Origin of the sequence: Halomonas sp. BC1, from assembly GCF_002078135.1 — a bacterium.
GTDB lineage: Bacteria > Pseudomonadota > Gammaproteobacteria > Pseudomonadales > Halomonadaceae > Vreelandella > Vreelandella stevensii.
The window spans coordinates 390,477-415,983 of the sequence record NZ_LFGS01000004.1 but is presented as its reverse complement, the minus strand read 5'-3'; the positions used below and the strand labels follow the sequence as shown (position 1 = coordinate 415,983).

At 61.4% G+C, this 25,507-nt stretch carries 21 protein-coding genes and 2 pseudogenes; 12 read left to right on the top strand and 11 right to left on the bottom strand.

Annotated elements, in window-relative coordinates:
- The 3 genes and pseudogenes from B7L72_RS03480 to B7L72_RS03470 all read right to left on the bottom strand — a co-directional run.
- A pseudogene (locus B7L72_RS03480) lies at positions 1 to 609 on the bottom strand (two-component sensor histidine kinase); the annotation flags it as partial.
- A complete protein-coding gene (locus tag B7L72_RS03475) occupies positions 606 to 3,707 on the bottom strand; it encodes an efflux RND transporter permease subunit (RefSeq protein WP_081192568.1) in 3,102 nt (1,033 codons plus the stop codon). The gene B7L72_RS03475 and the pseudogene B7L72_RS03480, both read right to left, overlap by 4 nt.
- Positions 3,704 to 4,909 (bottom strand): efflux RND transporter periplasmic adaptor subunit, encoded by a 1,206-nt coding sequence (locus B7L72_RS03470; RefSeq protein WP_081136434.1) that lies wholly within the window; start codon positions 4,907 to 4,909, stop codon positions 3,704 to 3,706. The genes B7L72_RS03475 and B7L72_RS03470 overlap by 4 nt, the downstream gene beginning before the upstream one ends.
- A 191-nt stretch (positions 4,910 to 5,100) precedes the next feature.
- On the opposite strand from B7L72_RS03470, the gene B7L72_RS03465 reads away from it, so the two are divergent.
- Positions 5,101 to 5,703 (top strand): TetR/AcrR family transcriptional regulator, encoded by a 603-nt coding sequence (locus B7L72_RS03465; protein ID WP_081192566.1) that lies wholly within the window; start codon positions 5,101 to 5,103, stop codon positions 5,701 to 5,703.
- On the opposite strand, the gene B7L72_RS03460 is transcribed toward B7L72_RS03465, so the two are convergent.
- Positions 5,621 to 6,139 (bottom strand): hypothetical protein, encoded by a 519-nt coding sequence (locus B7L72_RS03460; protein WP_254893750.1) that lies wholly within the window; start codon positions 6,137 to 6,139, stop codon positions 5,621 to 5,623. The genes B7L72_RS03465 and B7L72_RS03460 overlap by 83 nt on opposite strands.
- An 89-nt stretch (positions 6,140 to 6,228) precedes the next feature.
- Here B7L72_RS03460 and B7L72_RS18855 point away from each other — a divergent pair, with 89 nt between their 5' ends.
- A complete protein-coding gene (locus tag B7L72_RS18855; protein ID WP_254893749.1) occupies positions 6,229 to 6,399 on the top strand; it encodes a hypothetical protein in 171 nt (56 codons plus the stop codon).
- 70 nt (positions 6,400 to 6,469) lie between these two features.
- On the opposite strand, the gene B7L72_RS03455 is transcribed toward B7L72_RS18855, so the two are convergent.
- Entirely contained in the window at positions 6,470 to 7,480 is a 1,011-nt protein-coding gene (locus tag B7L72_RS03455) for a zinc-binding alcohol dehydrogenase family protein (protein ID WP_081192564.1), read from the bottom strand.
- A gap of 119 nt (positions 7,481 to 7,599) precedes the next feature.
- Here B7L72_RS03455 and B7L72_RS03450 point away from each other — a divergent pair, with 119 nt between their 5' ends.
- The 3 genes from B7L72_RS03450 (at position 7,600) to B7L72_RS03440 (ending at position 11,703) form a co-directional block, all read left to right on the top strand.
- Positions 7,600 to 8,484, top strand: coding sequence for a LysR family transcriptional regulator (locus B7L72_RS03450; protein WP_081192562.1), 885 nt, complete (start codon positions 7,600 to 7,602; stop codon positions 8,482 to 8,484).
- 30 nt (positions 8,485 to 8,514) lie between these two features.
- Positions 8,515 to 9,399 (top strand): alpha/beta fold hydrolase, encoded by an 885-nt coding sequence (locus B7L72_RS03445; protein WP_081192560.1) that lies wholly within the window; start codon positions 8,515 to 8,517, stop codon positions 9,397 to 9,399.
- Between the two features lie 108 nt (positions 9,400 to 9,507).
- Complete coding sequence (locus B7L72_RS03440; protein WP_081192558.1) at positions 9,508 to 11,703, top strand: OsmC domain/YcaO domain-containing protein; 2,196 nt, start codon at positions 9,508 to 9,510, stop codon at positions 11,701 to 11,703.
- Between the two features lie 214 nt (positions 11,704 to 11,917).
- On the opposite strand, the gene B7L72_RS03435 is transcribed toward B7L72_RS03440, so the two are convergent.
- On the bottom strand, positions 11,918 to 12,298 hold the full coding sequence (locus B7L72_RS03435) for a type II toxin-antitoxin system VapC family toxin (RefSeq protein ID WP_016916255.1): 381 nt from the start codon (positions 12,296 to 12,298) through the stop codon (positions 11,918 to 11,920).
- On the bottom strand, positions 12,295 to 12,504 hold the full coding sequence (locus B7L72_RS03430; protein WP_081192556.1) for a type II toxin-antitoxin system VapB family antitoxin: 210 nt from the start codon (positions 12,502 to 12,504) through the stop codon (positions 12,295 to 12,297). Before B7L72_RS03430 ends, B7L72_RS03435 begins: the two co-directional genes overlap by 4 nt.
- 325 nt (positions 12,505 to 12,829) lie before the next feature.
- On the opposite strand from B7L72_RS03430, the pseudogene B7L72_RS03425 reads away from it, so the two are divergent.
- A pseudogene (locus B7L72_RS03425) lies at positions 12,830 to 14,161 on the top strand (alanine/glycine:cation symporter family protein); the annotation flags it as partial.
- Between the two features lie 4 nt (positions 14,162 to 14,165).
- A complete protein-coding gene (locus B7L72_RS03420) occupies positions 14,166 to 14,996 on the top strand; it encodes an asparaginase (RefSeq protein WP_254893748.1) in 831 nt (276 codons plus the stop codon).
- 1 nt (position 14,997) lies between these two features.
- On the opposite strand, the gene B7L72_RS03415 is transcribed toward B7L72_RS03420, so the two are convergent.
- The 4 genes from B7L72_RS03415 to B7L72_RS03400 form a co-directional block, all read right to left on the bottom strand.
- Complete coding sequence (locus B7L72_RS03415) at positions 14,998 to 16,227, bottom strand: nucleoside recognition domain-containing protein (RefSeq protein ID WP_081192554.1); 1,230 nt, start codon at positions 16,225 to 16,227, stop codon at positions 14,998 to 15,000.
- Positions 16,228 to 16,299: 72 nt separating this feature from the next.
- Positions 16,300 to 17,232: a lysine exporter LysO family protein gene (locus tag B7L72_RS03410; RefSeq protein ID WP_081136195.1), complete on the bottom strand. Its 933-nt coding sequence runs from the start codon at positions 17,230 to 17,232 to the stop codon at positions 16,300 to 16,302.
- The gene (locus B7L72_RS03405; RefSeq protein ID WP_446718546.1) at positions 17,233 to 17,877 is read right to left on the bottom strand and encodes a hypothetical protein; all 645 of its coding nucleotides are present in this window, start codon (positions 17,875 to 17,877) and stop codon (positions 17,233 to 17,235) included.
- A gap of 199 nt (positions 17,878 to 18,076) precedes the next feature.
- Positions 18,077 to 19,012: a 2-hydroxyacid dehydrogenase gene (locus tag B7L72_RS03400; protein ID WP_081136192.1), complete on the bottom strand. Its 936-nt coding sequence runs from the start codon at positions 19,010 to 19,012 to the stop codon at positions 18,077 to 18,079.
- A 297-nt stretch (positions 19,013 to 19,309) separates the two neighbouring features.
- Between B7L72_RS03400 and doeA the strand changes: the two genes are divergently transcribed.
- The 5 genes from doeA to B7L72_RS03375 all read left to right on the top strand — a co-directional run bounded on the left by doeA (position 19,310) and on the right by B7L72_RS03375 (position 25,336).
- Positions 19,310 to 20,509, top strand: a complete 1,200-nt coding sequence (gene doeA / locus B7L72_RS03395) for an ectoine hydrolase DoeA (RefSeq protein ID WP_081136191.1) — start codon at positions 19,310 to 19,312, stop codon at positions 20,507 to 20,509.
- Between the two features lie 27 nt (positions 20,510 to 20,536).
- Positions 20,537 to 21,568 carry a N(2)-acetyl-L-2,4-diaminobutanoate deacetylase DoeB gene (gene doeB / locus B7L72_RS03390; protein ID WP_081192551.1) on the top strand — a complete coding sequence of 344 codons (1,032 nt, stop codon included), beginning with the start codon at positions 20,537 to 20,539 and terminating at the stop codon, positions 21,566 to 21,568.
- An 8-nt stretch (positions 21,569 to 21,576) separates the two neighbouring features.
- Positions 21,577 to 22,053 (top strand): Lrp/AsnC family transcriptional regulator, encoded by a 477-nt coding sequence (locus tag B7L72_RS03385; RefSeq protein WP_081136187.1) that lies wholly within the window; start codon positions 21,577 to 21,579, stop codon positions 22,051 to 22,053.
- A gap of 167 nt (positions 22,054 to 22,220) precedes the next feature.
- Positions 22,221 to 23,717, top strand: a complete 1,497-nt coding sequence (locus B7L72_RS03380; protein ID WP_081192549.1) for an NAD-dependent succinate-semialdehyde dehydrogenase — start codon at positions 22,221 to 22,223, stop codon at positions 23,715 to 23,717.
- Positions 23,718 to 23,902: 185 nt separating this feature from the next.
- Positions 23,903 to 25,336, top strand: coding sequence for an aspartate aminotransferase family protein (locus B7L72_RS03375; protein WP_081192547.1), 1,434 nt, complete (start codon positions 23,903 to 23,905; stop codon positions 25,334 to 25,336).
- Positions 25,337 to 25,507 lie beyond the last annotated feature (171 nt).

The following is a 25,507-nucleotide window of genomic DNA, read 5'->3' as shown; positions in this document are numbered from 1 at the left end:
GCGTCGGCCCAGCCACCAGGAGAGCCCGCCGGCCAGCAGCAGGGAGGCAATGCCCAGCGAGATCACGATCAGGATCAGGTTACGCTGCTGGCGCTCCAGAAAGCGGCTCTCCATGCGCTCCATCATCTCCCGGGGTGGGCGAAAACCGAGGGCACCAATGGCCTCGCGCTGGCCATTGGGCGCCAGGTCGCTGTAGAGGGTCATCCAGTGCCAGTTGCGGGAGCCCCGCGGGGTGCCGCCGGGGGGGATAATGGAACGGCCATCGGCACCCTGCAGAGCGAAATCCTGCGCTTCCCCCAGGGGGGATGGCCGATCACGATGCTCCTGGCCCAGCTCGAAGCGCACGATGTAGGGCCAGCGGTCGGGGGCCTCTTCCAGCCACGCCCAGCTGTTCTGAGTTTCCCAACGGGTAATGAGGCCGTCGGCCAGCAGCGTGGCACGGCGCTCCTGGGCCTGGTTCAGGTAGTCGAGAAAGCCGCGGTCGATACTGTAGGTGACCGCCAGAAATACGCTGGCGGCAATGGCCACATTGACGCTCAGGATGGCCGCGAACAGCTTCATGCCCAGCCGCGAAGGGCGCCACTGGCGCAGGCTATGTAACGCCTTCATGGGTTAGCCCTCTCGGGTTCGGGAGGGGACGGTGCGCTGAGGCGTTCGCGCAGATTCTCCAGGCTGAGATAGAGGCAGGGCACCAGAACCAACAGAATGACCGTGGCGAACAGCATGCCAAAGCCCAGAGAGATGGCCATGGGAATCATGAAGCGTGCCTGTCGCGAGGTTTCCAGAATCATCGGTGCCAGCCCCAGGAAGGTCGTCAGTGTGGTCATCATGATCGGCCGCAACCGGCGTGTGGCAGCGGCCACGATGGCTTCCCGAGGCGCCATGCCTTCGCGCCGCTTGCGGTTGGCGTAGTCGATCAGCACCAGGGCATCGTTGATGACCACGCCGGACAGCGCCAGCATGCCCAGCAGGCTGATGATCGACAAGCCAAAGCCCATCAGCATATGTCCCCCGATGGCACCCACGATACCAAACGGAATGGCGGCCATCACCAGCAGCGGCTGCAAGTAGCTTCGGAAGGGAATTGCCAGCAGGGCATAGAGCGCCGCAATCATCAGCCACATGGCCTTGCGCAGCGTGGCCAGGTTGTCGGCGGTATCCTGCTGGCGGCCACCCATGCTGACTTCGAGGCCCGGCCAGGTATTGCTGAGGGTGGGGAAGACATCCTCCTGCAAGGTGGCGAGCACCTGATTGATGGCCTGGTCGCCCTCGGAGTCGGCGGTGACGGTGATGATGCGTCGGCCGTTGATGCGTTGCAGGCTGCTGGACGCCTGGCTGAGGGTGATGTCGGCCACCCGCGACAGCGGCACGCTGAGCCCCTCGGGGGTGCGTACGGGAAGCCGGTACAGCTCACTGAGGCTATCGCGAGAGGCTTCCGGTAAACGCACTTCGACGCTGACCTCTCGGCGGCCGATGAACTGCTCGACGGCGGTGGCGCCTTGCAGCGGAGCACGCAGGGCCTGTGCCAAGTCACTGCCGGTCAGCCCCAGCGAGCGGCCTTCGGCCGACAGGCGCATTTCCAGCTGTGGCTTGCCGTCGCCCAGGCCGCTGTCGATGTCCGTCAGCCCGTACTCTGCCAGCTGTTCGGCCAATCGTGTGGCGGCTGCCTCCAGCACCTGGGTGTTGGGGTGAGAAAGCCGCAGGCTCAGCGCGGCGCCGCTGCCGGGGCCGCCAAAGTCGGATTCGAAGCGGACCGATTGCGCGCCCAGCAGGTCGCCGGTCAGTTCACGCCACTCGCGGGCAATGCGTGAGGGTGGCCAGCTCTCCAGGCTTTCCGAAGCGATGTCGAGGCGTACGGAGAGGCTTTCGCCATCCAGACGGCTACGGGTGCTGGTGAAGCTCAACCCCTCTTCACGCTCGCTGAGGGCCGTGGCGGCGTCCAGCAATTGCTGGCTCAATTCGCGGCTGACGCTGATGTGGCTACCAATCGGCAGGGTGACGCTGGCCTGCACCTGGTCGGATTCCACCCGAGGCATCAGCGAGAAGCCCAATCGGCCGCTCATGGCCCATGCCAGGGTGATCGCCAGCAGCGCCACGCCCAGCGAGACGGTCAGCAGGCGCTGGTTCAGTGCACCCTGCAGAAAGGGCTCGAAGCGCCGGTAGGTGAAATGGTGCAGCCCCTGCTGCATGCGTAGCCGCACGGCCTCCAGAGGACGCTGCCAGGCTGGCGTTTGCCTCGGTTTGCTGGCGTGGGCCAGGTGTGCGGGCAGGATCAGCAGCGCTTCCACCAGCGAGATCACGAAGACCGTGATCACCACGACCGGCACCGTGGCAAAGATCAGCCCCAAAAAGCCGGGCAGGAACAGCAGGGGCAGGAAGGCCACGATGTTCGAGAGGATCGCAAAGGTGAGCGGCGTGGCAATTTCCTGGGCGCCCTTGACCGCCGCATCGCGCAACGAGTAACCCTCTTCGCGATAGCTGTAGATGTTCTCGCCCACCATGATGGCGTCATCGACGACGATGCCCAGCGCAATGATGAATGCGAACATCGACATCATGTTGAGCGAGACGCCAATCCAGGGCAGGAACAGCATGGCCCCCAGAAACGCCGTGGGAATGCCCAGCGTCACCCAGAATGCCAGTCGCGCTTCGAGAAACAGCGCCATCAGCACCAGCACCAGCGCCAGGCCCATCCAGGCGTTCTTGAGCAGCAGGCCGAGTCGGTCTTCGTAGACCTCCGAGCTGTCCCGGGCGATGTCCAGGCTCACGCCGTCGGGCAGGTTGGCGCGCAGCCGTTCCAGCTCGCCGCGTACCGCGTTGGAAATGCTGGTGGGGGTTTGGCCGCCAATCTGGTACACATCCACCGAGATGCCTGGCTGGCCGTTGTAGAACTCCTCTCGGTCGGTTTCGGCAAAGCCTTCACTAACCTGGGCAATGTCGCGCAACAGCACCGGCGAGCCCTGGGCCGTGGTCAGAATGGGCAGCTCGGCGAACTCTTCGGCGCTATTGCGGCGCCCCTGGTAGCGGATCAGCCATTCTCCCTCGGCGGTGGTCAACTGGCCGCTGGCCAGATCCAGTGCTTCGGCGGCGATGCGGCTGGCCAACTGCTGATGATCGAGCCCGTAGCGCTCGATGGCTTCATCGTCCAGGTGCACCTGGATTTCCCGGTCTCGGTTGCCGGAGAGCTCTGCCCGGGAGATGCCGCTGGTGGCCTGTAACTCGGCCCGCACGTTCTCGGCCGCGTCGTGCAGGGCTTCCTGACCCACCCTGCCGTACACCTGCAGGCTGACGACGCTGCGCGAGCGGCCTGCCAGGGTAATACGGGGCGGGTCGGCAGCGGCGGGCAGGGTGGTAATGGCATTCACGGCTTGTTGAATGTCCTGGTAGGCGCGCATCACATCCACGCCGTCGATCAGCGTTGCGCTGACCACGCCGCTGCCTTCGCTGGCGCTGGCGGTCATCTCGTCGATGCCTTCCACGTTGGCGATGGCGGCTTCCATGGGCAGCAGCAGGCTTTGCTCGATATCTTCTGGGGTGGCGCCTGGGTAGCTGATGGAGACCTGGACGATTTCCGTTTCGAACTCCGGAAAGACCTCTTTCTTGATGGCCATCGAGGCCATCAGGCCGCCCACGATGAACAGCACCATCATCAAGTTGGGGGCAACGCCGTGATCCACCATCCACGCCAACGGGCCTTTACGCATCATTGAGCGCTCTCCTGATCACGTGCCGGGGTGTCGCCACGTTGGCGTAGGCGAACTTCCTGCCCCTCGCGGGGCTGCGCCAGGCCTGCAACGACCACGCGCTGGCCCGCTTCCAGGCCCTCCCGGATCAGTACGTCATCCTGGCCGCGATAAGCGAGAGTGACGCGGGTACTGCGCAAGCGGTTGTCGTCGTCCACCCACCAGACCTGCTCGCCGGGGCGAAGCGCGGCAGAGGGTAGCCTGATCAGTGGCTCCTGGGCCCGGGTGTGGAAGGTGAGCCGCATGACGTCGCCCAGCCGCAGGGCGGGACCCTCATGATTCAGGGCCAGTGGGTCGTTCACGGCAATCAGCAGCTGGGCCTGCAGGCCGTTCTCTTCCAGGTTGGGCAGCACGGAGAGCAGTTCGCCCTCCCGTTCGGCCTGATCGGGCCAGCCCTGGCTGGTGAGCGTGACGCGACCGCCACTCTCCAGCCAGGCCAACGTATCGCCGGGCAGCGACGCGCGTACCCAGAACTGCTCGACACCCACCAGGCTGAGCACTTCGGTGCCCTGGCTCAGCAGGCTGCCAGCCCCCACCAGGCGCTCCTGAACCATGGCGCGCCAGGGCGCCGTGAGGGTGGCTCGTTCCAGGTTTAGCGCCGCCTGGTCGCGGACCACGCGCGCCTGGGTCAACTGCGCCTGGGCCTGGCGCAGCTGGGGTTCGCGCAGCACCAGCGCTCGCCGTTCGGCGCTCAGCTGCCTGCCGAACGACTCGTACTCACTGCGGGCGCGCTGCTGTTCGGCCTGCTCCAGGGCCAGCTGGGCTTCAGCGTTTGCCAGTTGAGCCTGGGCATCCTCCAACGCCAGCTGCAGGTCGGCCTGGTCGATGTAAGCCACCGGTGCTCCCTGCTCGACCACACGGCCGGGCAGTACGCCTTCGGCAAAACGTTCCAGCTGCCCGGCCACGCGGCTGGCCAGCAGCGTCGACTGTTCCGCTTCGACACGACCAAAGCCGCTCAGGGTCGGCGACTGTAGGCGCTGTTCGACGGTCATCACGTCGACCACCGGGGGCACGGGCGGCGGCGGCGGCCTGCGCTCTACCCTGGGTGGCTGGCTGATGATCCACCAGGCCACGGCAAGGCCGCCTGCCAGTACCAGCAAGGCGGCCAGGGCACCCAGGCCCAGGCGGCCTTGCTGTGAGGAGGCAAAAGAGCGAGGTGGAGTCATGGCCGGGGGGTATCCATTGGCTGAAGGCAAAAATGCCCGAGAAGTGGCAAGACCATGCTAGCATCACCGATTCCTACGCAGCGATTAGGCAAGCATTGTGCAAATAGCGTGCAACCCAAACGCTGACGCGGTTTCCGATACCTGTCATCATTGACGTGAAAAACCATAGACTTCCTGGTCTGCATGACGCTATGAAAAACACCGCCACGCGCGATAAGTTGATTGATACCGGCGCTGAGCTGATTGCCCAGCAGGGCTATAACGCCACGGGTATCAATGCCGTTCTAAAAACCTGCGGTGTACCCAAGGGTTCGTTTTACCACTATTTTGCCAGTAAAGAGGACTTTGGTCTGGCGGTGATCGAGCGGTTTGCCAGCCAATACGATGCCAATCTGGCCACCTTGATGGAAGATTCGGCCGTGCCACCTCTCGAACGTCTGCGTCGCTACTTCGCGGCAGGTAGGGCGCATATGCTCGACTGTGACCACTCCACGGGCTGCCTGATCGGCAACCTGGGGCAGGAGCTGGCGGGCCAGAACGACACCTTCCGCGATGCGCTCAACGTGGTCTTCCAGCGCTGGGAAAAACGCCTGGTCACGTGCTTGAGCCAGGCGCAGGCAGACGGCAGCGTGCCGGAAGGGTTGTCACCTGACACGCTGGCCAGCTTCATTCTCTCGGGGTGGGAAGGCGCCATCCTGCGCGCCAAGACGCTCAAGTCGCTGGCTCCCATGGAGCAGTTCGAAGCCATTCTGTTTTCCCATGTGCTGACGACTGCGACGCCACCGCCACGTTAATGGCGCGCACGAAAATGGTACTCCCCTGCGGCGATATCGTTCTGAATGGCGGCCAGTAGCGCCGCATCCAGGGATGGGTCGTCCAGTGCCAGTAGCCCGCACTGGGCGAGCGCTTCGCGCAGGCTGGTCTGTTCTCCAGCCGCTGATACACCACTCTCACACAGCAGGGCATGCGCTCGCTGTTGTCTGCCACGCCCATCTTCAGCCCCGTCAATCGCGTTACCTGGCTTTGAAAGCTGGGAAACAGAATGGTCTGGGTGATCTCGTGACCGTTCAGAGTTTCGTGGTCGATCAAGAACAGCCGGTCCGCGAGTTTGACTGCCGCCCCCACATAGCGGTTATGGCAGGGGCGTTTGCCGGGGGCCACCGGCATGCGTTCGGTGCGCTGATACACCACGCCGCCGTCGCGCTCCTCCAGACAGACCAGCGTACGCATGATATGACCAGAGCGCGAAAATCCTGGTGGGGGAGGGCAATGTCGTCTGCGGTGACGCCAAGAAAATGGCATATTCGTTGGAGCGCCGCATGACTGGGGTAGTAGCACCCGCTCAAGTAGCGGTTGAATTGCGCTCGGTTCATCGGCAGGCGGCGGCGCACATCGGCAATCGACGGGTAGTAGCTGCACAGCAGGCGCAAATTGGCCACAAATTCATCGTGCATGGGCGTGACTCGGGGCTCTTGGGCGGTGGCGGCTAATGTGCCGCCTTGCGCCCAAGAGTGCAACGGCTGATACCTCAAGCGGGCTTGAAATGATCGGCGCGCGTGCTTAAAACCCCGCTAGCACCAGCTTGCCTACGGTGCGGTTGCTCTCGATCAGCGCGTGGGCACGCGTCAGGTTGTCGGCAGTGATGGGGCCAAGTACCTCGCCAAGCGTCGTGGTCAAACGGCCGCTATCCACCATGGCGGCAACTTCGCTCAATAGGTCGTGCTGCTTGGCAATGTCCTCGGTAGTAAACAAAGGCCGAGTGAACATCAGCTCCCAGTGCAGTGACAGGCTCTTGAGCTTGAGTTTACGCACGTCGATCAGCTCCGGGTCATCGATCAGTGCCAATTTGCCCTGGGGCTTCAAGGCATTGATGATCGCCTCGAAGTGGTGATCGGTTTGGTTAAGGCTGATGACCATATCCACCTGCTCGTAGCCTGCGGCTTTGAGCGCTTCATCCAGCGGTTGGCGGTGGTCGATCACCGCATCGGCGCCGAGCGACGTGACCCAGGCTTGGCTTTCCGGGCGTGAGGCCGTCCCAATCACGGTGATATCGGTGAGCTGCTTGGCCAGCTGAATCAGAATCGAGCCAACGCCACCGGCAGCACCTACCACTAATAATGTTTTGCCTTTGGTGTCGCGCAGGCCCAGTTCCAGGCGGTCAAACAGTAGCTCCCAGGCGGTAATGGCGGTGAGAGGGAGAGCCGCTGCCTGGACGTCAGACAGACTTTTCGGCGCCAGGCTGACGATACGCTCATCGACCAGTTGGTACTCGGCATTGGAGCCTTGGCGCGCAATGCTGCCTGCGTACCACACCCGGTCACCCGGCTGAAAGCGAGTGACTGCACTGCCCACGGCATCGACCACGCCCACCGCGTCGTAACCCAGCACCCGCGGCTCGCCGCCTTCGGGCAGCGCGCTTTTGCGCACCTTGGCATCTACCGGGTTGACGGAAACTGCGCTGACCGCGACACGAATATCGTGGGGCTCGGGTGTGGGCAGCGGCAGCTCGACGGCGTGCAGGGCGTCTGGGTGGTCGATCGGTAGGCTTTTGGTAAACGCGAATGCTTTCATGGTCGTTCTCCAAGCGATGATGAATGGCGATATCATGCCTGGGTGTCGTTTTATGAAAAAGAGGGCTAATGTAGCTAACAGTTTCCAATTTTTTTTGAAAATAAGGGCGCTATCGCTCCATGCGTACCGATGACCTAAACGTGCTTGTCTATGCCGCCGAGCACGGCAGCCTTTCCGCCGCCGCGCGGGAGCTGGCGATTACCCCGGCAGTGGCTAGCGTGGCGATCAAACGCCTTGAAGACGCGTTGGGCACGCGGCTACTGGTACGCTCTACCCGCAGCTTGCGGCTAACACCCGCCGGGGCGCACTATTTAGTGCATGCGAAAACGGCATTGAGCGCCCTTGCCGAAGGGGAAAAAGAGCTGCACCGCGAACGCCAGGAGATCGCGGGAGAGCTCAGCCTCTCCATGCCTTCCGATCTGGGCCGCAACGTGCTGCTGGGCTGGCTGGACCATTTTATGGCGCTGCATCCGCAGCTGCGTCTGCGGCTTCGGGTCAGCGACCGGGTGAGCGATCTGTTTCGCCAGCCAGTGGAGATTGCCCTGCGTTACGGCGTGCCGGAGGATTCCAGCCTGGTAGCCCTGCCGCTAAAAAGTGATAACCAACGGGTGGTGTGCGCCGCACCTCGCTATATCGCGCGCCACGGCGAGCCCGCCACGCCAGATGAACTACGCCAGCACAACTGCCTCTGCTTCAATCTTGGTGAGCGGGTGCATGACCAGTGGCAGTTCGGCAGTGAGCGTATCAGCGTGCAGGGCAATCGGGTGAGCGACGATGCGGAGTGCGTGCGCCGCTGGGCGCTGGCGGGAGAGGGCGTTGCCTATAAATCTCGCCTTGATGTTCAGGCGGATCTCCGCGCAGGCCGCTTGGTGGCGCTGTTGGCTGCGTTTCCTACCGAGCCCGCGCCGCTGTATCTCGTCTGCCCGCATCGGCTGTCGCTCACGCCCGCCGTGGTCGCGCTGAAAGACTTTCTGATCGAGCGGTTACAAGAAGTCGTCGAATGAAGAGCATCATCTATCCGCGAGGAGCTAGCCATGTTTGCAAGGTTTGAAAAACAGACGCGCCGCGTTAACGGCGTCGAAATTGCCTATCGGATGGGCGGCAGCGGCCCGGCGCTACTGCTGCTTCACGGGCACCCGCAGACCCATATGATTTGGCACAAAGTCGCGGCCACGCTTGCCCAGCACTTTACGGTTATTGCTGCCGACCTGCGCGGCTACGGCGACAGCAGTAAGCCCGACGACGACGCAGAGCACTTCAATTACGCCAAGCGCACTATGGCCGCCGATATGGCCGAACTAATGAGCGCGCTGGGGTTCGAGCGTTTCAAGGTGCTGGCCCACGACCGCGGCGCGCGGGTGGCGCATCGTTTAGGCGTTGATTACGCCGAGCGGATCGAGCGCATGGTGCTTTTAGATATCGCCCCCACGCTGGCCATGTACCGTGGCACCAATGAGGCGTTTGCCCGCAGCTACTGGCACTGGTTCTTTCTGATTCGCCCTCAGCCGCTGCCGGAAATGCTGATTCAAGCCGACCCCGCGCAGTACCTGAAAAGCGTGATGGGCGCCCGCAGTGCCGGTATGGCACCGTTCGCCCCAGAAGCGCTGGCGGAGTACGAGCGCTGCCTGTCGCTTCCCGGTACGGCCACCGGCATCTGCGGCGACTACCGCGCCAGCGCCACCATCGACTTGGAGCACGACCAGGCGGATATCGACGCGGGTGTGAAGCTCACCTGCCCGATCAACGTGATGTGGGGTGCCCAAGGCGCGATTGAAGCCTGCTTCGATGCCTTGGCTGAATGGCGCAAGGTAGCGACGCAGGTAGAGGGCAAGGCGCTGCCTTGCGGCCACTACATTGCCGAAGAGATTCCTGACCTGCTGCTGGAAGAGGCGCTGCCGTTCTTGCTACATCAGCCATGAGCGATTCAAGCGACTGCCCAAGACGAAGCGGGCAAAAAACTGGATAATGGCCGCCATTCGCCTGATGCGTTGGCGCTCAGGCACACTCATTACTCCGGACACCCGCTTATGGAAATCAAAGTTAACTATCTCGACAACCTCCGCCTGGAGTCCAGGTTCGACGATTTTACGGTCATTTCCGACCAGCCGATTCGCTACAAGGGCGACGGCTCGGCCCCTGGCCCGTTTGACTACTTCCTGGCGTCGTCGGCCATGTGTGCCGCCTACTTCGTCAAGGTGTACTGCAACGCGCGCAATATTCCCACCGAGAACATTCGCCTGTCGCAAAACAACATCGTCGACCCGGAAAACCGCTACAAGCAGATCTTCAAGATTCAGGTCGAGCTGCCGGAAGATATCTCGGAAAAAGATCGCGAAGGTATTCTGCGCTCCATCGACCGCTGCACAGTGAAGAAGGTCATCCAGACCGGCCCCGAGTTTCAGATCGAGGTGGTCGAGAACATCGACGAGGACGCCCAGGCGCTGCTGATGGGCGCGCCGGAAGGGGGCAGCACTTACATCGAAGGCAAAGACCTGCCGCTGGAGCAGACCATCGCCAATATGAGTGCGATTCTTGCCGACCTTGGCATGAAGATCGAAATCGCCTCCTGGCGCAATATCGTGCCTCACGTGTGGTCGCTGCATATCCGCGATGCGGCGTCCCCCATGTGCTTTACCAACGGCAAAGGCGCGACCAAAGAGAGTGCGCTGTGCTCTGCGCTGGGCGAGTTCATCGAACGTCTGAGCTGCAACTTCTTCTACAACGATCAATTCTTTGGCGAAGAGATCGCGAACAGCGAATTCGTGCACTATCCCAATGAGAAGTGGTTCAAGCCGGGGCCGAATGACGAGCTGCCCGCCGAGATTCTCGACGAGCACTGCCTGGCGATTTACAACCCGGAAGGCGAGCTGTGCGGCTCGAACCTGATTGATACCAACTCAGGCCGTGAAGACCGGGGCATCGTTTCGCTGCCCTTTGTGCGCCAAAGCGATGGCGAAACGGTCTACTTCCCCTCCAACCTGATCGAAAACCTGTTCCTCAGCAACGGCATGAGCGCGGGCAATACGCTGGTGGAGGCTCAGGTACAGTGCCTTTCAGAGATTTTCGAGCGGGCGGTGAAGCGTGAGATCCTCGAACAGGAGCTGACCCTGCCCGACGTACCGCAAGAAGTGCTGGCCAAGTACCCCAGCATTGTCGAGGGCATCAATGCCCTGGAAGCCCAGGGCTTCCCGGTGCTGGTGAAGGATGCCTCCATGGGTGGGCAGTTCCCGGTCATGTGCGTGACGCTGATGAACCCGCGTACCGGCGGCGTGTTCGCCTCCTTCGGTGCTCACCCAAGCTTTGAAGTGGCGCTTGAACGCAGCCTGACCGAGCTGCTGCAGGGGCGCAGCTTCGAAGGCCTGAACGACCTGCCGCTGCCGACCTTCAATTCCCAGACTGTCTCTGAGCCGAACAACTTCGTCGAGCACTTCATCGACTCGGTGGGCGTGGTCTCCTGGCGCTTCTTCAGTGCCAAGCCCGACTTTGAGTTCAGCGAGTGGGACTTCTCTGGCAGCAACGAGGAAGAAGCCGAGACCCTGTTCGGTATTTTCGAGGAGCTGGGGGCTGAAGTGTACATGGCGGTACACGAAGACCTGGGCGCACCGGTGTGCCGCATTCTGGTGCCGGGCTACTCCGAGGTGTACCCCATCGAAGACCTGATTTGGGATAACACCAACAAGGCGCTGGATTACCGCGAAGATATCCTCAACCTGCACCGCCTGGACGACGCACAGCTGACCGACCTGGTCGAGCGGCTGGAAGAGAGTCAGATGGACGACCACGTCGATATCATCACGCTGATCGGTATCGAGTTCGACGAGAACACCGTGTGGGGGCAACTGACCATTCTTGAGCTGAAGCTGCTGGTCTACCTGGCGCTTGACCGCCATGAAGAGGCGCTGGACTGCGTGCAGATGTTCCTGCAGTACAACGACAACACCGTCGAGCGCGGCCTGTTCTATCAAGCTGTGAGCGCGGTGCTGGAGATTGCCCTGGACGACGAGCTGGCGTTGGACGACTACCTGCCCAACTTCCAGCGCATGTTCGGCGAAGCCACCATGGCGGCGGTGGTTGGCTCGGTAGATGGCAGCGTGCGCTTCCACGGCCTTACTCCCACCAACATGCAGTTGGAGGGGCTGGAGCGCCACCAGCGCCTCATCGAAAGCTACAAGAAGCTTCACGCGGCCAGGGCGGCAAACGCGGGCATTGCGTGCCCCTGGTAATGATGTTACGGATGTAGGGGTTGGCGATGTATTAAGCACTCCGTAAGCTAAGCGTTATCCACGCCCTGGGCAGTAAGCTTTCCCACATATCTCGGGATAAGCCGACCCCTGGGGCGTTTTTCGTTTGAAGAAGGAAAAGAAGCCATGCCTGCAGCAATGTTGATCGATGGTGGCTATTTTATTAAGCAGCTCAAGCGGATATTGTGATCAGCTCTCAATGTACCGCGACCCGGTAGGCCGCAGCGAACTTGTCCGCCATATCCGCGAGACGCTTGTCTAGCGTCCATAACTGCGTATCGGGCGTGATAAGTGTTGAGGCAAGTAAGCACATGTCGACTAAGCCGCAGCCCAGGCCATAGAGCTTTTCACGTTCGATGAAGTCCATCACCTCCGACAAACTAGCCTGATGACAGGGCCGCAAGAGGGCAACACTCTTTAGCGTTTGAGTGCGCGGGGAGGGAGGTGTCCCGCAGGCAAGCTCAGCTAAAACCATGGGGTGGTTGAGCACAAGATCTTTTTCGATCAATCCGATCAGGGCATCGTTTCGTTTTCTGAAATGATCCACCCAAACCGATGTGTCGACTAGCACGTTCATTGCGTTGAAGGCGCCTCGCGACGGCGGGGTATGTCGGGCATCTCTGGCGCAGTCCCACCCAAGGCTGCAAGACGTCGACCGGCTTGCACGCGGACATAGGTCTTCATGGCCTCGCGAAAGAGGTCTGACGGTTTATCCACTCCCGGCTCGGCAAACGCCAATGCCTGCTCGTAGAGCTCATCGTCAATGGTAACAGTGGTTCGCATCGTTCACTCCTGCCTGGTCGTGCACTCGCTTGCATCGATATTGATGTTATTTAACGTCAATCGGTGCATCTTCACAAGTGGGCATCGCAGTAACATCATCAGATGACTGCTCGGTACATTCTCTCTAGCGGTCATCATCTCGCGGGGGCTGTATACGCCTGATGCACTGTGATGCACCCACTGGCGCAGTGAGTGCAACCAACTGCATCGCTGCGCCAAGCGTCATCCCGCTTTTGGCTTGGTACAACACTCTGCGCGCCTTTCAATCGCAAACAAGGACGCGATTACAACCATAACGCCAATATAAAAATGCGGAGACTATCCCATGCTCGATATGCTCAACGACCTCCTCTGGGGGAGGGTTCTGCTCGTATTACTGGTGGGCGTTGGTATCGGTTTTACCGTCGCCTCCCGCTTCGTACAGTTTCGTTATTTTGGTCAGATGTTCCGTATTCTGGGTTCCGGTCAAGCCTTCAAGCGTAATCAGCACGGCCACTTGAGCTCGTTTCAGGCGCTGGTACTGTCGGTAGCGGGGCGCGTGGGCGGCGGTAACATCGCCGGCGTGGCCGTGGCGATTACGCTGGGCGGCCCGGGGGCGATTTTCTGGATGTGGATCGTCGGTTTGATGGGTATGGCGACCAGCTTTCTAGAGTGCACCCTGGCGCAAACCTACAAACAGGCGGAAGGTGATGGCACTTACCGCGGTGGTCCGGCGTACTACATCGTCAAAGGTTTGGGCAAGCAGTGGCGCTGGCTGGCAGCGTTCTACTCGGTACTGCTGTTACTCACCTTCGGTTTTGCCTTTACCGCCTTGCAATCCTATGCCGTTGCCACTTCGTTTGGCGACGCCTTCGGCGTGCCGGTGCTGTACAGCGGTATTGCGCTGGCAATGCTGGTGGGCCTGATCATCTTTGGCGGCATCAAGCGGATTGCTCGCATCTCCGAATTCCTGGTGCCCTTCATGGCCGTGGGCTATATCGCCGTGGCGCTGTTAGTGATTGCCATGAACCTGGGGGATATCCCCGCGGTGATTGCCCTGATCGTCAAGAGTGCCTTTGGCCTTGAGCCGCTGGTAGGCGGCGGTATTGGCGCTGCCATCATGATGGGCTTGAAGCGTGGCCTGTTCTCTAACGAAGCGGGCCTCGGCAGTGCGCCCAACGTGGCTGCCGTGGCGTACGTTCCACATCCGGCCAACCAGGGCATCGTGCAGGCGTTCTCGGTGTTTATCGATACGGTGATCATCTGCTCGGCCACGGCGTTTCTGATTCTGCTCAGCGGCGTGTATGACCCCGCCGCCGGGGCGGGTGTCGAAGGTATCGCGCTCACCCAGGCTGCCTTGGCAGACCACGTGGGCGAGTGGGGCCGCACCTTCGTGAGCCTGGCGCTGCTGCTGTTTGCCTTCAGCACCATCCTCTATAACTACTACCTGGGCGAAAACAGCCTGAACTTCTTCAGCCGTGACAACCAGAACCTGTTCAACGCCTTCCGGGTGGCGATTGTACTGCTGGTGTGCTGGGGCGCGACCACCGACCTAGGCACCGTGTTTGGCTTCGCCGATGTGACTATGGGCCTCTTGGCAGTGGTCAACCTCGTGGCGCTGATCCTGCTGTTCAAGTGCGGCCTGCGCATTCTGAACGACTTTGATCGCCAGCGCCGAGCTGATGCCCGAGGCGTGGAATCGACTGATCGCGGCGCTGGAAGCCCACTGGCAGGTCTACGATGCCTTCGTGATTCTGCACGGCACCGATACCATGGCCTACAGCGCGTCGGCGCTGTCGTTCATGCTCGGGGCCTTGAACAAGCCGGTGATCTTCACCGGCTCTCAAATTCCGCTGGGTGAGCCCAGAAGCGACGCGCTGAACAACGTGGTCAGCGCGCTACAGCTGGCGGCTCATCCGGCCACACCCTGCGAAGTGAGCCTGGTCTTCCATGACCGGCTGCTGCGCGGTAACCGCGCCCGCAAGGTGCGTACTCAAGGTCTGGATGCCTTCGACTCTCCCAACTTCCCCTGGCTGGCCGAGATCGGCATTGGCATCACCTTTCCCCAGCCCTCGGCGCTGCTCAGCGGGGAGCCTAGCTTTTCGCCGCTCCAGCTAGACGATGAGGCGGTGGCCGTGCTGCCGCTGTACCCGGGTATGTCGCTAACGCGCGCCAAAGCGCTACTGGCAGACGACACGCTGAAAGGTGTGGTGCTACACAGCTACGGCGTGGGGAACCCGCCCAGCTTTGACGGTGCACTGCTCGACGCCTTGAAAGCGGCCCATGAGCGGGGCGTGGCGCTGCTCAACGTCACGCAGTGCGCTCAGGGGGAGGTCATTCAAGGCGCCTACGCCACCGGGGCGGCGCTCAATCAGGCGGGCGTGATCGCTGGAGGAGACATCACGCTGGAAGCCGCCGTGGCCAAACTCATCGTTCTGCTTGGCCGTGGGCTTTCCGGGCCAGCGCTGCGCAAAGCGCTCAGCGCAGCGATGCGTGGCGAACGATCTTGCTGATTCAGCCAAAGAACCAGTAACACACCAGAATGGCGGTGGTGATGCCTGCCACATCGGCGACCAGGGCGCATCCCAGTCCATGGCGAATGCGGCTAATGCCTACGGCGCCGAAGTAGACCGCCAGCACATAAAAGGTGGTTTCGGTGCTGCCCTGGAACGTGGCGGCCAGTAGCCCTGGGAAGCTATCGACACCAAAGGTGTTCATGGTCTCGATCATCATGGCGCGGGAGCCGCTGCCGGAGAGCGGTTTCACAAAGGTGGTGGGTAGCGCATCCACAAAGCGGGTATCCCAGCCAATGCCTTCCACCAGCCAGCGAATGCCGCCAAGCCCGGCATCCAGCACGCCGCTGGCGCGTAGCACCCCAACGGCCACCAGCATGGCAATCAGGTAGGGCAGCAGGGTGATGGTAAAGCTCAGGCCTTCTTTGGCACCCTCGATAAAGGCGTCATACACCTTCACGCCGCGCAGCGCCCCCACGACCAGGAACATGATCACAATGCTGAACAGCGTGAGGTTGCCAACCAGCGTGGAAGCCGCGGCCAGCGCTTGAGCCGACATCCCCGCCAGCGTGGTGATCAAAAGCCCCAGGGCCAGCGCAGCGGCCAGCAAGTACCCCAGCACCACCGGTTGCCAAAGCTTCAGACGCTGCATGATGGCCACCGCCAGCAGCCCGGCGAGGCTGGACGCACTGGTCGCCAGCAGAATCGGCAGGAACACCAGCGTCGGCTCTGCCGCCCCTTGCTGGGCGCGGTACATGAAAATCGTGACGGGCAGCAGGGTCAGCGACGAGGTATTCAGTACCAGAAACAGGATTTGCGCATTGCTGGCGGTATCGCGGCTGGGGTTCAGGGTTTGCAGCGAATGCATCGCCTTGATGCCAATGGGCGTCGCAGCGTTATCCAGGCCTAGAATGTTGGCGGCAAAGTTCATGCTGATCAGCCCCATGGCCGGGTGGCCGCGGGGCACTTCGGGCATCAAGCGGCAGAACAGCGGGTCGAGCACTCGCCCCAGCAGGCGGATTAACCCCGCCTTTTCAGCAATGGCCAGAAATCCCAGCCACAGCGTCATGGTGCCCAGCAGCACCAGAATGATATCGACGCTGACCCTTGCCATTTCGAACAGCGACTGCACCAGGCGGGCAAACACCTCGCTGTCGCCACCCACCAGCCATTGCCAGAGCGATGCCGCAAAGGCGGCAATGAAAAAGCTTAACCAGATTCCGTTGAGCATGGTGGGTGGGCGTCCTTGATGATCGAAGCAATACGCTAGCTGCGTATCCTACCCAAGGAGCGCCCGCTCACGCTAACCCGACAGCGAAAGAAAGAACAGAATCAGCGGCGGGGAGAGTAGCGAGAGGATAAAGCCGCTGACCACGGCAATGGGCACACAGGCCACGCCGCCATGCTGCTGAATCACGGGCAGGGTGAAGTCCATGGAGGTGGCCCCGCCATAGCCAATTGCCAGCGCGGTGTGGCGGTGGATGACCAGAGGAATCAGTATGAACGCCAGCAGCTCGCGGGTCAGGTCGTTGAAGAACGCTACGCCGCCCATCAGCGGGCCGAGCTGGTCGCCAATCAGAATGGCCGACAGCGAATACCAGCCAAATCCGGAGGCCATGGCCAAGCCTTCGTTCCAGCGCAATGAGAGCAAGGGGGCGGCGGCCAATCCTGCCAACAGCGAGCTGAGCGCCAGGGTGACCGCAATAGCGAGCCCCAGGCGATTGAGCAAAATCTGTTTGAGCGGCATGCCCGAATTACGCAGTTGGCAACCAATCAACACCAGCAGCACGTAGAGCACCCACTCTGCCAGCCAGTCCGCCATGGTAAATAGCGCTTCTCCCAGCGTGGGGCCGAGCAGCAGCCCCAGCGCCACGCCACCTGCCACCACGGCGACGAGCATCAGCGAGCCGCCCATGGCCGCCAGTTTGCTGGTGGGGGCGTCCTTGACCACGGGAGAGCTCCCCGCGCTCAGGCGTACGCGTCTGGACAGCCACCAGAGGGCGGCAAGATTGAAGAGGGTGGTGATACTGAAAAGCAGCAGGGCGTTACCCCCGAGGCGAGACAGCTGGCTACCCAGATTTTCAAGCCCCGCCAGGCTCACTCCCATGAACAGCAGTATCAAGTACACCGAGCCACTGACGGCTCGGTTGATGAGATTCAGCCACGCCGTGGAGCGAACGCGAACCAGATAGCCCAGAAACAGCGGCAACAATACGATCAATAAGCCTGAGAGCATCTAGCGTTCATTACCCTCGTCAGGCGTGAAGCGTGTCATGGTGATGGTGGTCTGGCGACGCCCCTCCTTTTGGTACTCCGCAGAAAGGATCAGCCCGGGCCAGTCAGGGTGAAAATTGATCACCAGGTAACGGTCGGGTTTGTCGGCATCCACCAGGGTAACCGGCTGGGCATCGAAATCCCCAGCGGGGACGCTGACGCTGGCCGGGGCATTCAGGTAGTACTGAAAGTGCTCGTCTCGGCCCCGGTGATCCACGAACGAGATATCGCAGGGCGCCTGCTGGGTGCAGTTTTCATGGCCGACCCGCCGTGACAGGTCGAACAGGGCCGTCTGACGGTCCAGCGAGTGGATATCGGCTTCGTTCAGCTGGTAGCTGTCGCCCACGCCAAACAGCGAGTAACTGCTGTTGTAGAGCAGCGAGCGAGTGGCGTCATCGTCCACCGCAAAGCGGCTGCGCTCTTGGCCGCGCGCCACGGCCACGGAAAAGCTCATGTCGCTGAGCCAGTGCAGGCCTTCGTTGGATAGCGTATGGGTGATGGTCGCGCCCGGCCAACCACGAATCTCCAGCCGGTACTGTGCTTCGAACGGCTGCGGGGCAGCCCAGGCAGCATCCTCGACGGGCTGCTCTGCGACGGCGGCTGTCATGCCAGACATACTCAGGGCACCCACGGCAATGCTCAGCCAGCGATGAGCCGCAGTGACGTTAATATGACGCAAAGGCCATTCCTCCATTGAATATATGATCCTCAGAGCCCTTGACTCAGCCCTTGGTTCCCTTGCGTCGCTGGCCCGTTCTCAGCAAACGATAGCACTTGGCAAAGTATAACGTGCCGAGCAGTGGGCGTCAGTAGCCCGCCTCAGGGTTGACGGTGGCGAGAGGTTCACCGGCATCGAAGGCATGCAGATAGGAGATGACTTGATCGATGGCGTCATTCAACGGGGTCGGGGCCGCCATATGCGGCGTCACGATCACCCTAGGGTGCTGCCACAGTGGGTGGTTGGCAGGCAGCGGCTCTTCGTGGAAGACGTCCAGCAGCGCACCGCGCAGGTGGCCTGGCTGCTGTTCCGTGCCAAGGGCTTTCAACAGGGCTTGTTCGTCGATCAGACTCCCGCGCCCAGGGTTGATCACACTTGCCCCTGGCGGAAGTTGCGCCAGCCGGGCGGCGTTCAGGATATGCCGAGTGGCCGGGGTATCCGGCAGGATGGTCACGACGCTCTGCACCTTGCTTAACAGCTGGTCCAGGCCCTCGTCACCGTGCAGGCAGCGTACCCCGCTGATCTGTTTGGCAGAGCGGCTCCATCCCCAAACCGGAAACCCTGCCTGCTGCAGTGCACTGGCCACATAGCCACCAATGGCCCCGAGCCCCAGCACGCCCACCGGCCAGTCGGCCTTGCCGGCGACTGGCTGCGGCGTCCACTGGGCGTGGGTCTGCTGTTGGCGATAGCGGTCCATGCTGCGGTAGAAGTGCAGCACGCCGTATAGTACGTAGTCGGCCATCAGTTCGCTCATGCCCGCGTCGCGCAGTTTGACGATGGGCACGCCGTCAGGAAGGCCCGGCGTATTGAGCAAGTGGTCGACGCCTGCCCCGAGATTGATGATGCCCTTCAGGTGCGTTTGCTCCTGCAGCAAATGGGCCGGTGCCTTCCAGACGGCCAGGTAATCAGCGTCGAGCCGCTCGCTGGCCGGGGCGTCGCTGGTCAATACCGTGGCCTGGGGCAATGCGTCGGCAATAGCGGCCTGCCACTGCGCGGCATTGTCGATATGGACGACAATTTTCATGAAGGCTCCTTAGCTGCGGCTTCTGGGGGAAGCTCTATCATGAGCGAGAGAACCCGAAGACCGCAACCCATGCGAGGCGCGTCGCTTCGCGGTCAACGCCTCGTTAGAAGCGATGTTAACGGTCTATGCAATTTTTGCCATAAAGGCTTTGACCGCTGACCAAGGAGGGGTGCTAGTATCGGGGCAAGGCGACATTGGCGGGCCAGCAGCGGCGGTGACCAGGTCGATCCTGTGGCCCAGTGCCGCGACTTACCGCGGGCGCTGGTTCTAAGTGATCTTTTATTGGCGAGTTGCCCGATGACAGAGGTTTCCCTGCCTTTCACCCGTGAAGAGTACGCCAGCCGTTTATGGAAAGTGCGTGCTGAAATGGCCGGTCGCGGCATCGATGTGTTGATCGTCAGCGACCCTTCCAACATGGCGTGGCTGACCGGCTACGACGGCTGGTCATTTTATGTGCACCAGTGCGTGCTGGTGGGGTTGGAGGGTGAGCCGGTGTGGTTTGGTCGCCGGATGGATGCCAATGGCGCGCTGCGCACCTGCTGGATTCACCCCGATAACATCACCTATTACCCGGATTACTACGTCCAGAACCCCGACATGCACCCGATGGAGTATCTGGCGCAGTCGATCATGCCCGACCGTGGCTGGCACACCGGCGTGGTGGGCATGGAAATGGACAACTACTACTTTTCTGCCAAGGCTTACCAAAGCCTGCTCAAGGAGCTTCCCCACGCGCACTTCATGGATGCCAATGCGCTGGTGAACTGGTGCCGGGCGATCAAGTCTCCCCAGGAAATTGCCTATATGCGGGTCGCCGCCAGGATTGTCGAAGGCATGCACTCGCGCATTCTGGAAGTGATCGAGCCGGGGTTGCCCAAGAGCAAGCTGGTGTCTGAAATCTATCGCGTGGGCATCGAAGGGTTCATCGACGAAAACGGCAAGGTGTTTGGCGGTGATTACCCGGCCATCGTGCCCATGCTGCCTACGGGCAAGGATGCAGCGGCGCCACACCTGACCTGGGACGATACGCCGTTCCGCAGTGGTGAAGGCACCTTCTTCGAAATTGCCGGGGTGTTCAAGCGCTACCATGCGCCCATGTCGCGCACTGTGTTCCTCGGCACGCCGCCCACCGACTTCATCCGCGCCGAATCGGCCTTGCTGGAAGGCATCGAAAACGGCTTGGCCGTTGCCAAGCCCGGCAATCGCACGGCCGACATCGCCATGGCGCTGGGGGCGGCCATGGACAAGTATGGTTTTGACCGCGGTGGCGCGCGCTGTGGCTACCCGATTGGCATCTCTTACCCCCCCGACTGGGGCGAGCGCACCATGAGCCTGCGCCCCTCGGACGAGACGATCCTGCAGCCGGGCATGACCTTTCACTTCATGCCGGGCCTGTGGGTCGATGACTGGGGGCTGGAAATTACCGAAAGCATACTGATTACCGAAGACGGCTGCGAAACGCTGGCAAACTTCCCCCGCCAGCTGTTCGTGAAATAGCCGCACGTTCAATAAAAAGGATTCACCATGACGCTTCAACCGAACTCACTGCGGCCCAGCCCCATCTCTGCCACCGTCGACTTCGACGCCGACGGCGTGCAGCACGGCTTCTTGAAGCTGCCGATCTCCACTGATGAATCCGCCTGGGGGGCGGTGATGATTCCCGTGACCGTGGTGAAGAACGGCGAAGGCCCCACGGCCCTGTTGACGGGGGGCAACCATGGTGACGAGTACGAAGGCATAACGTCGCTGCTCAAGCTCTCCTCGGCGCTCAAGGCCGAGGAGGTGACTGGCCGTGTGATCATCGTGCCCTGCATGAACACCCCAGCGGTGATGGCTGGCAAGCGCACCTCGCCGATGGACAAAGGCAACCTGAACCGCAGCTTTCCCGGCGACCCTAACGGCACGGTGACCTCACAAATTGCCGACTACTTCACCCGAGTGCTGGTGCCCATGAGCGATGTCGTGCTCGACCTGCACTCTGGTGGCCGCACGCTGGATATCCTGCCGTTTGGTGCGTCTCACGTACTGGATGACAAACACCAGCAGCAGGCGGCGCTGGAAGGCGCCAAGGCCTTCGGTGCGCCTTATGCCATGGTGATGTTCGAGCTGGACGCTGAAAAACTGTTCGATACCGCCTGTGAACGTCAGGGCAAAGTATTCGTGGCCACCGAGCTTGGCGGCGGCGGTACCTCCACCCCGCAAAGTATCGCCATTGCCGAGCGCGGCGTGCGCAACTTCCTGATTCATTACGGTTTGGTAGAAGGCGAAGTGAAAATGCCCGAAGGTGGGCAGATGTACCTGGATATGCCGGATGCCAGCTGCTACGTGCAGAGCCAACACGCCGGCGTGTTGGAGCTGCTGGTGGCACTGGGCGACGAAGTGAAGAAGGGCCAGACCATTGCCTACGTTTATGACATGACCCGCAGCGGATCATCGCCGGTGGCGTACCAGGCCGAGCGCGACGGTATTCTGATGGCGCGCCGAGCCCCTTCGCTGATCAATATGGGCGACACCCTGGCGGTGGTTGCCGATGTTGTCGAACGCCTGGAGGTGTAGCCCCCAGCATGATGAAACTGGATCGCTATGATTTAAAAATCCTCGATATCCTCTCCCGGGACGGGCGAATCACCAAGTCGAAGCTGGCCGAGGCGATCAATCTCTCGGTCAGCCCCTGTTGGGAGCGGGTGAAGCGCCTGGAGAAGGCGGGCGTGATCGAAGGCTACACGGCACGCATCAACGCGGAGGTATTGGTGCCGCGCAACCCTGTGTGGGTGCAGATCGAGCTCAAACAGCACAACGCCGAAAGCTTTGCCCGTTTTGAAGCACTCGTGATGGCTACCCCCGAGGTCACCGAATGTGTGGCCGTGGGCGGTGGCGTTGATTACCTGGTGAAGTTCGAGGCCCGCACCATCGACAGCTACCAGCGGCTGATGGACAAGTGGCTGATATCGGAGGCGGGGATCGAACGCTATTTCACCTATATCGTCACCAAAACCGTCAAGCAAGCGCCCATCGGAATCGATATCGACAGCGCCCAGTAGCCGCGCTGCCGAAAAAAACCACGCTCACGCCGCATTTTGCAAAAAAAGCGCAGGGTTTGCCGGTCGCTTTCAAAAACACTTCGTGGCCACTCTCCGTTAACCTGAAGGCATTCGATAGCCGGGCGGACCTGCCTGGCTGACCATGCTGTTCAGGAAGGGGAGGTGCCATGACCATACTATCGGCCACGCTAGTAAAACGCCTGGAAGATCCGCGCCTGTTTCGCCAGTACGCGTATGTGAACGGCAAGTGGGTCCATGGAGAGGGCGGCCGTGAGGAAGCGGTGGTTGACCCCGCGACGGGTGACGTCATCGGCCATATTCCCCTGCTGGAAGCCGAACAAATTACCGCCGCAGTGGATGCCGCCGAAGCGGCATTCGTTCACTGGCGGGCGCTGCGCGCCGATGAGCGCTACGAGCGCCTGCTGGCGTGGTACGACCTGATTCAGGCCAACCGCGAAGACTTGGCCACCATCATGACGCTCGAGCAGGGTAAGCCGCTGCCGGATGCCCGTGGCGAGGTCGAGTATGGCGCCAGCTTCGTGCGCTGGTTCGCGGAGGAGGGCAAGCGCACCTACGGCGAGACCATTCCCAGCCACATTCCCAACGCATCGCTCGGCACCATCAAGGAGCCGGTGGGCATTGCGGCGATGATCACGCCCTGGAACTTCCCGCTGGCGATGATCACACGTAAAGCCGCCGCTGCGCTGGCGGCTGGCTGCCCGGTGATTGTGAAACCGGCCAACGAAACGCCATTTTCGGCGCTGGCGCTGGCTGAACTCGCCGAGCGTGCGGGCATTCCAGAAGGTATCTTCAACGTCGTGCTGGGCGAGCCTGCGGAAGTCTCGAAAATTCTGTGCGGAGAGCCGCGCATCCGGGCGCTTTCATTCACTGGTTCCACCCGTGTTGGCCGCTTGCTCATCGAGCAGAGCGCCAACACCGTAAAGCGGCTTTCGCTGGAGCTGGGCGGCAACGCCCCCTTTATCGTCGGGCCGGATATGGACCCCAAAGAAGCGGCCTACGCCGCCGTGGCCGCGAAGTTCCAAACCTCCGGGCAGGATTGCCTTGCCGCGAATCGTATTCTGGTACACGAATCCATTCACGATGAGTTCGTTGCCCGGTTCACCGAGCGCATGGCGGCACTCACCGTAGGCAACGGCCTGCACGGCGAAGTGGATCTTGGTCCTCTGATTCACCGCCAAGCGGTCGAAAAAGCGGCTGCGATTGTGGACGATGCCATCTCTAAAGGGGCCACCCTGATCGCGGGTGACCAAAGCCAAGCGCCGGGCGACAACTTCTTCATGCCGGTACTGCTGACCGGTGTGACGCCACAAATGAAGGTATGGCGGGAAGAGAACTTTGCCCCGGTGGCTGGCATTACCGCTTATAGTAGCGACGACGAAGTCATCGAAATGGCCAACGACACCGAGTACGGCCTGGCCGCGTATATCTACACCCATGATATACGCCGCATCTGGAAGCTGATGCGTGCATTGGAGTACGGCATGGTGAGCGTCAACTCGGTGAAAATGACCGGGCCGCCCGTGCCTTTCGGCGGCGTCAAACAGTCCGGCCTTGGCCGTGAAGGTGGCGCGACGGGGATCGATGAGTATCTGGAAACGAAGTACTACTGCCTGGGCGCGCTGGGATCGGTATCGGGGAGCTAGCGCGGATAGTGTCGCAGTCGAGGCTGGTTAAGCACTAAGCGAACCGTCTTTTTCAGGGATGAAAAAGCCGAGCGCCCAGGGACGGGTTTACAGCGTGTTCGCGTGTGCTTAACCAGCCGTTCAGCCCGCAATATTTTAAGTGCCGCCCCGCTGATCGGGGAGGCTTATCGTACAGAGAGAACGTTATGAGCTTGCATCAGGATCTGATTGAACGCGATCGCAAAGTCACCTTCCACGCCTCTACCCATCTGCGTGATTTTGCCCATGGCGATGCGCCGGGCCGCGTGATTACCGGCGGTAAAGGCATCCACATCGTGGACAAGGATGGCCGCGAGTTCATCGATGGTTTTGCGGGTCTTTACTGCGTCAACATCGGCTATGGTCGCACCGAAGTGGCGGAAGCGATTTACAAGCAGGCGCTGGAACTTTCCTACTATCACACCTACGTGGGCCACTCCAACGAGCCGCAAATCGAGCTTTCCGAGCGTGTGCTGAAAATCGCAGGCCTCAACATGTCCAAGGTCTACTACGGCATGTCGGGCTCTGATGCCAACGAAACCCAGCTCAAGATCGTGCGTTACTACAACAACGTGCTGGGCCGCCCGCAGAAGAAAAAGGTCATCTCGCGCATGCGCGGTTACCATGGCTCAGGCATTGCGTCTGGCTCGCTGACTGGCCTGAAGGCGTTCCACGACCACTTCGACCTGCCCATCGATACCATTCGCCATACCGAAGCGCCGCACTACTACCTGCGCGCCGCCGAGCAGCACGGCATGACCGAGCTCGAATTTTCTGCCTACTGCGCGGACAAGCTGGAAGCCATGATTCTAGAGGAAGGCCCTGAGACCGTCGCGGCCTTCATCGGTGAGCCGGTGCTGGGCACCGGGGGCATCGTGCCGCCGCCGGAAGGCTACTGGGAGGCGATTCAGCCGGTGCTGGACAAGTACGATGTATTGCTGATTGCCGACGAAGTGGTGTGTGGCTTTGGCCGTACCGGCTCCGACTTCGGCAGCCACCACTACAACATGAAGCCTGACCTGATCACCATCGCCAAAGGCCTGACCAGCGCCTATCAGCCTCTTTCAGGTGTGATCGTTGGCGACAAGGTGTGGAAAGTGCTGGAGCAGGGCACCGGCGAATTCGGCCCCATCGGCCACGGCTGGACCTACTCCGGCCACGCCCTGGGCTGTGCCGCAGGCCTTGCCAACCTGGATATCATCGAGCGCGAGAACCTGGTGGGCAACGCGGCAGAAACCGGCGCTTACTTCCAGCAGCAGCTGAAAGCAGCCTTCGAAGGTCACCCGCTGCTGGGCGACGTACGTGGCGTTGGCTTGATGGCGGCGTTGGAGTTTTCGCCGGATGCCAAACAGCGTCTGCACTTCGACCCCATGCTGAAAGTCGGCCCGCGCGTCGCGGCGGCGGCCATGGAAGAGAACCTGATTGCCCGCGCCATGCCCCAGGGCGACATCCTCGGCTTTGCGCCGCCGCTGACCATCAACCGTGGTGAGGTGGACGAGATGATTGGCCGCGCCAAGCGCGCCATCGACCGTGTCACTGACGAGTTGGTACGCTCTGGCGATTTGAAGACCGGCCAGCAGGAAGCGGCTTTTACCGTATAAGTTCAGGCCTGCATTGCTTAAACGCCGCTGCCGATGGCAGCGGCGTTTTGGTTTGAGTAGCCGCATTGGGCCAAAACTGGCTCAGGACGACAGGGCGATAAACTCGCTAAGCTGTAGCAGTGCGCCAGGAGATGGATTGAACCAGGACTGTCGTTAGCGCATGAGCACACG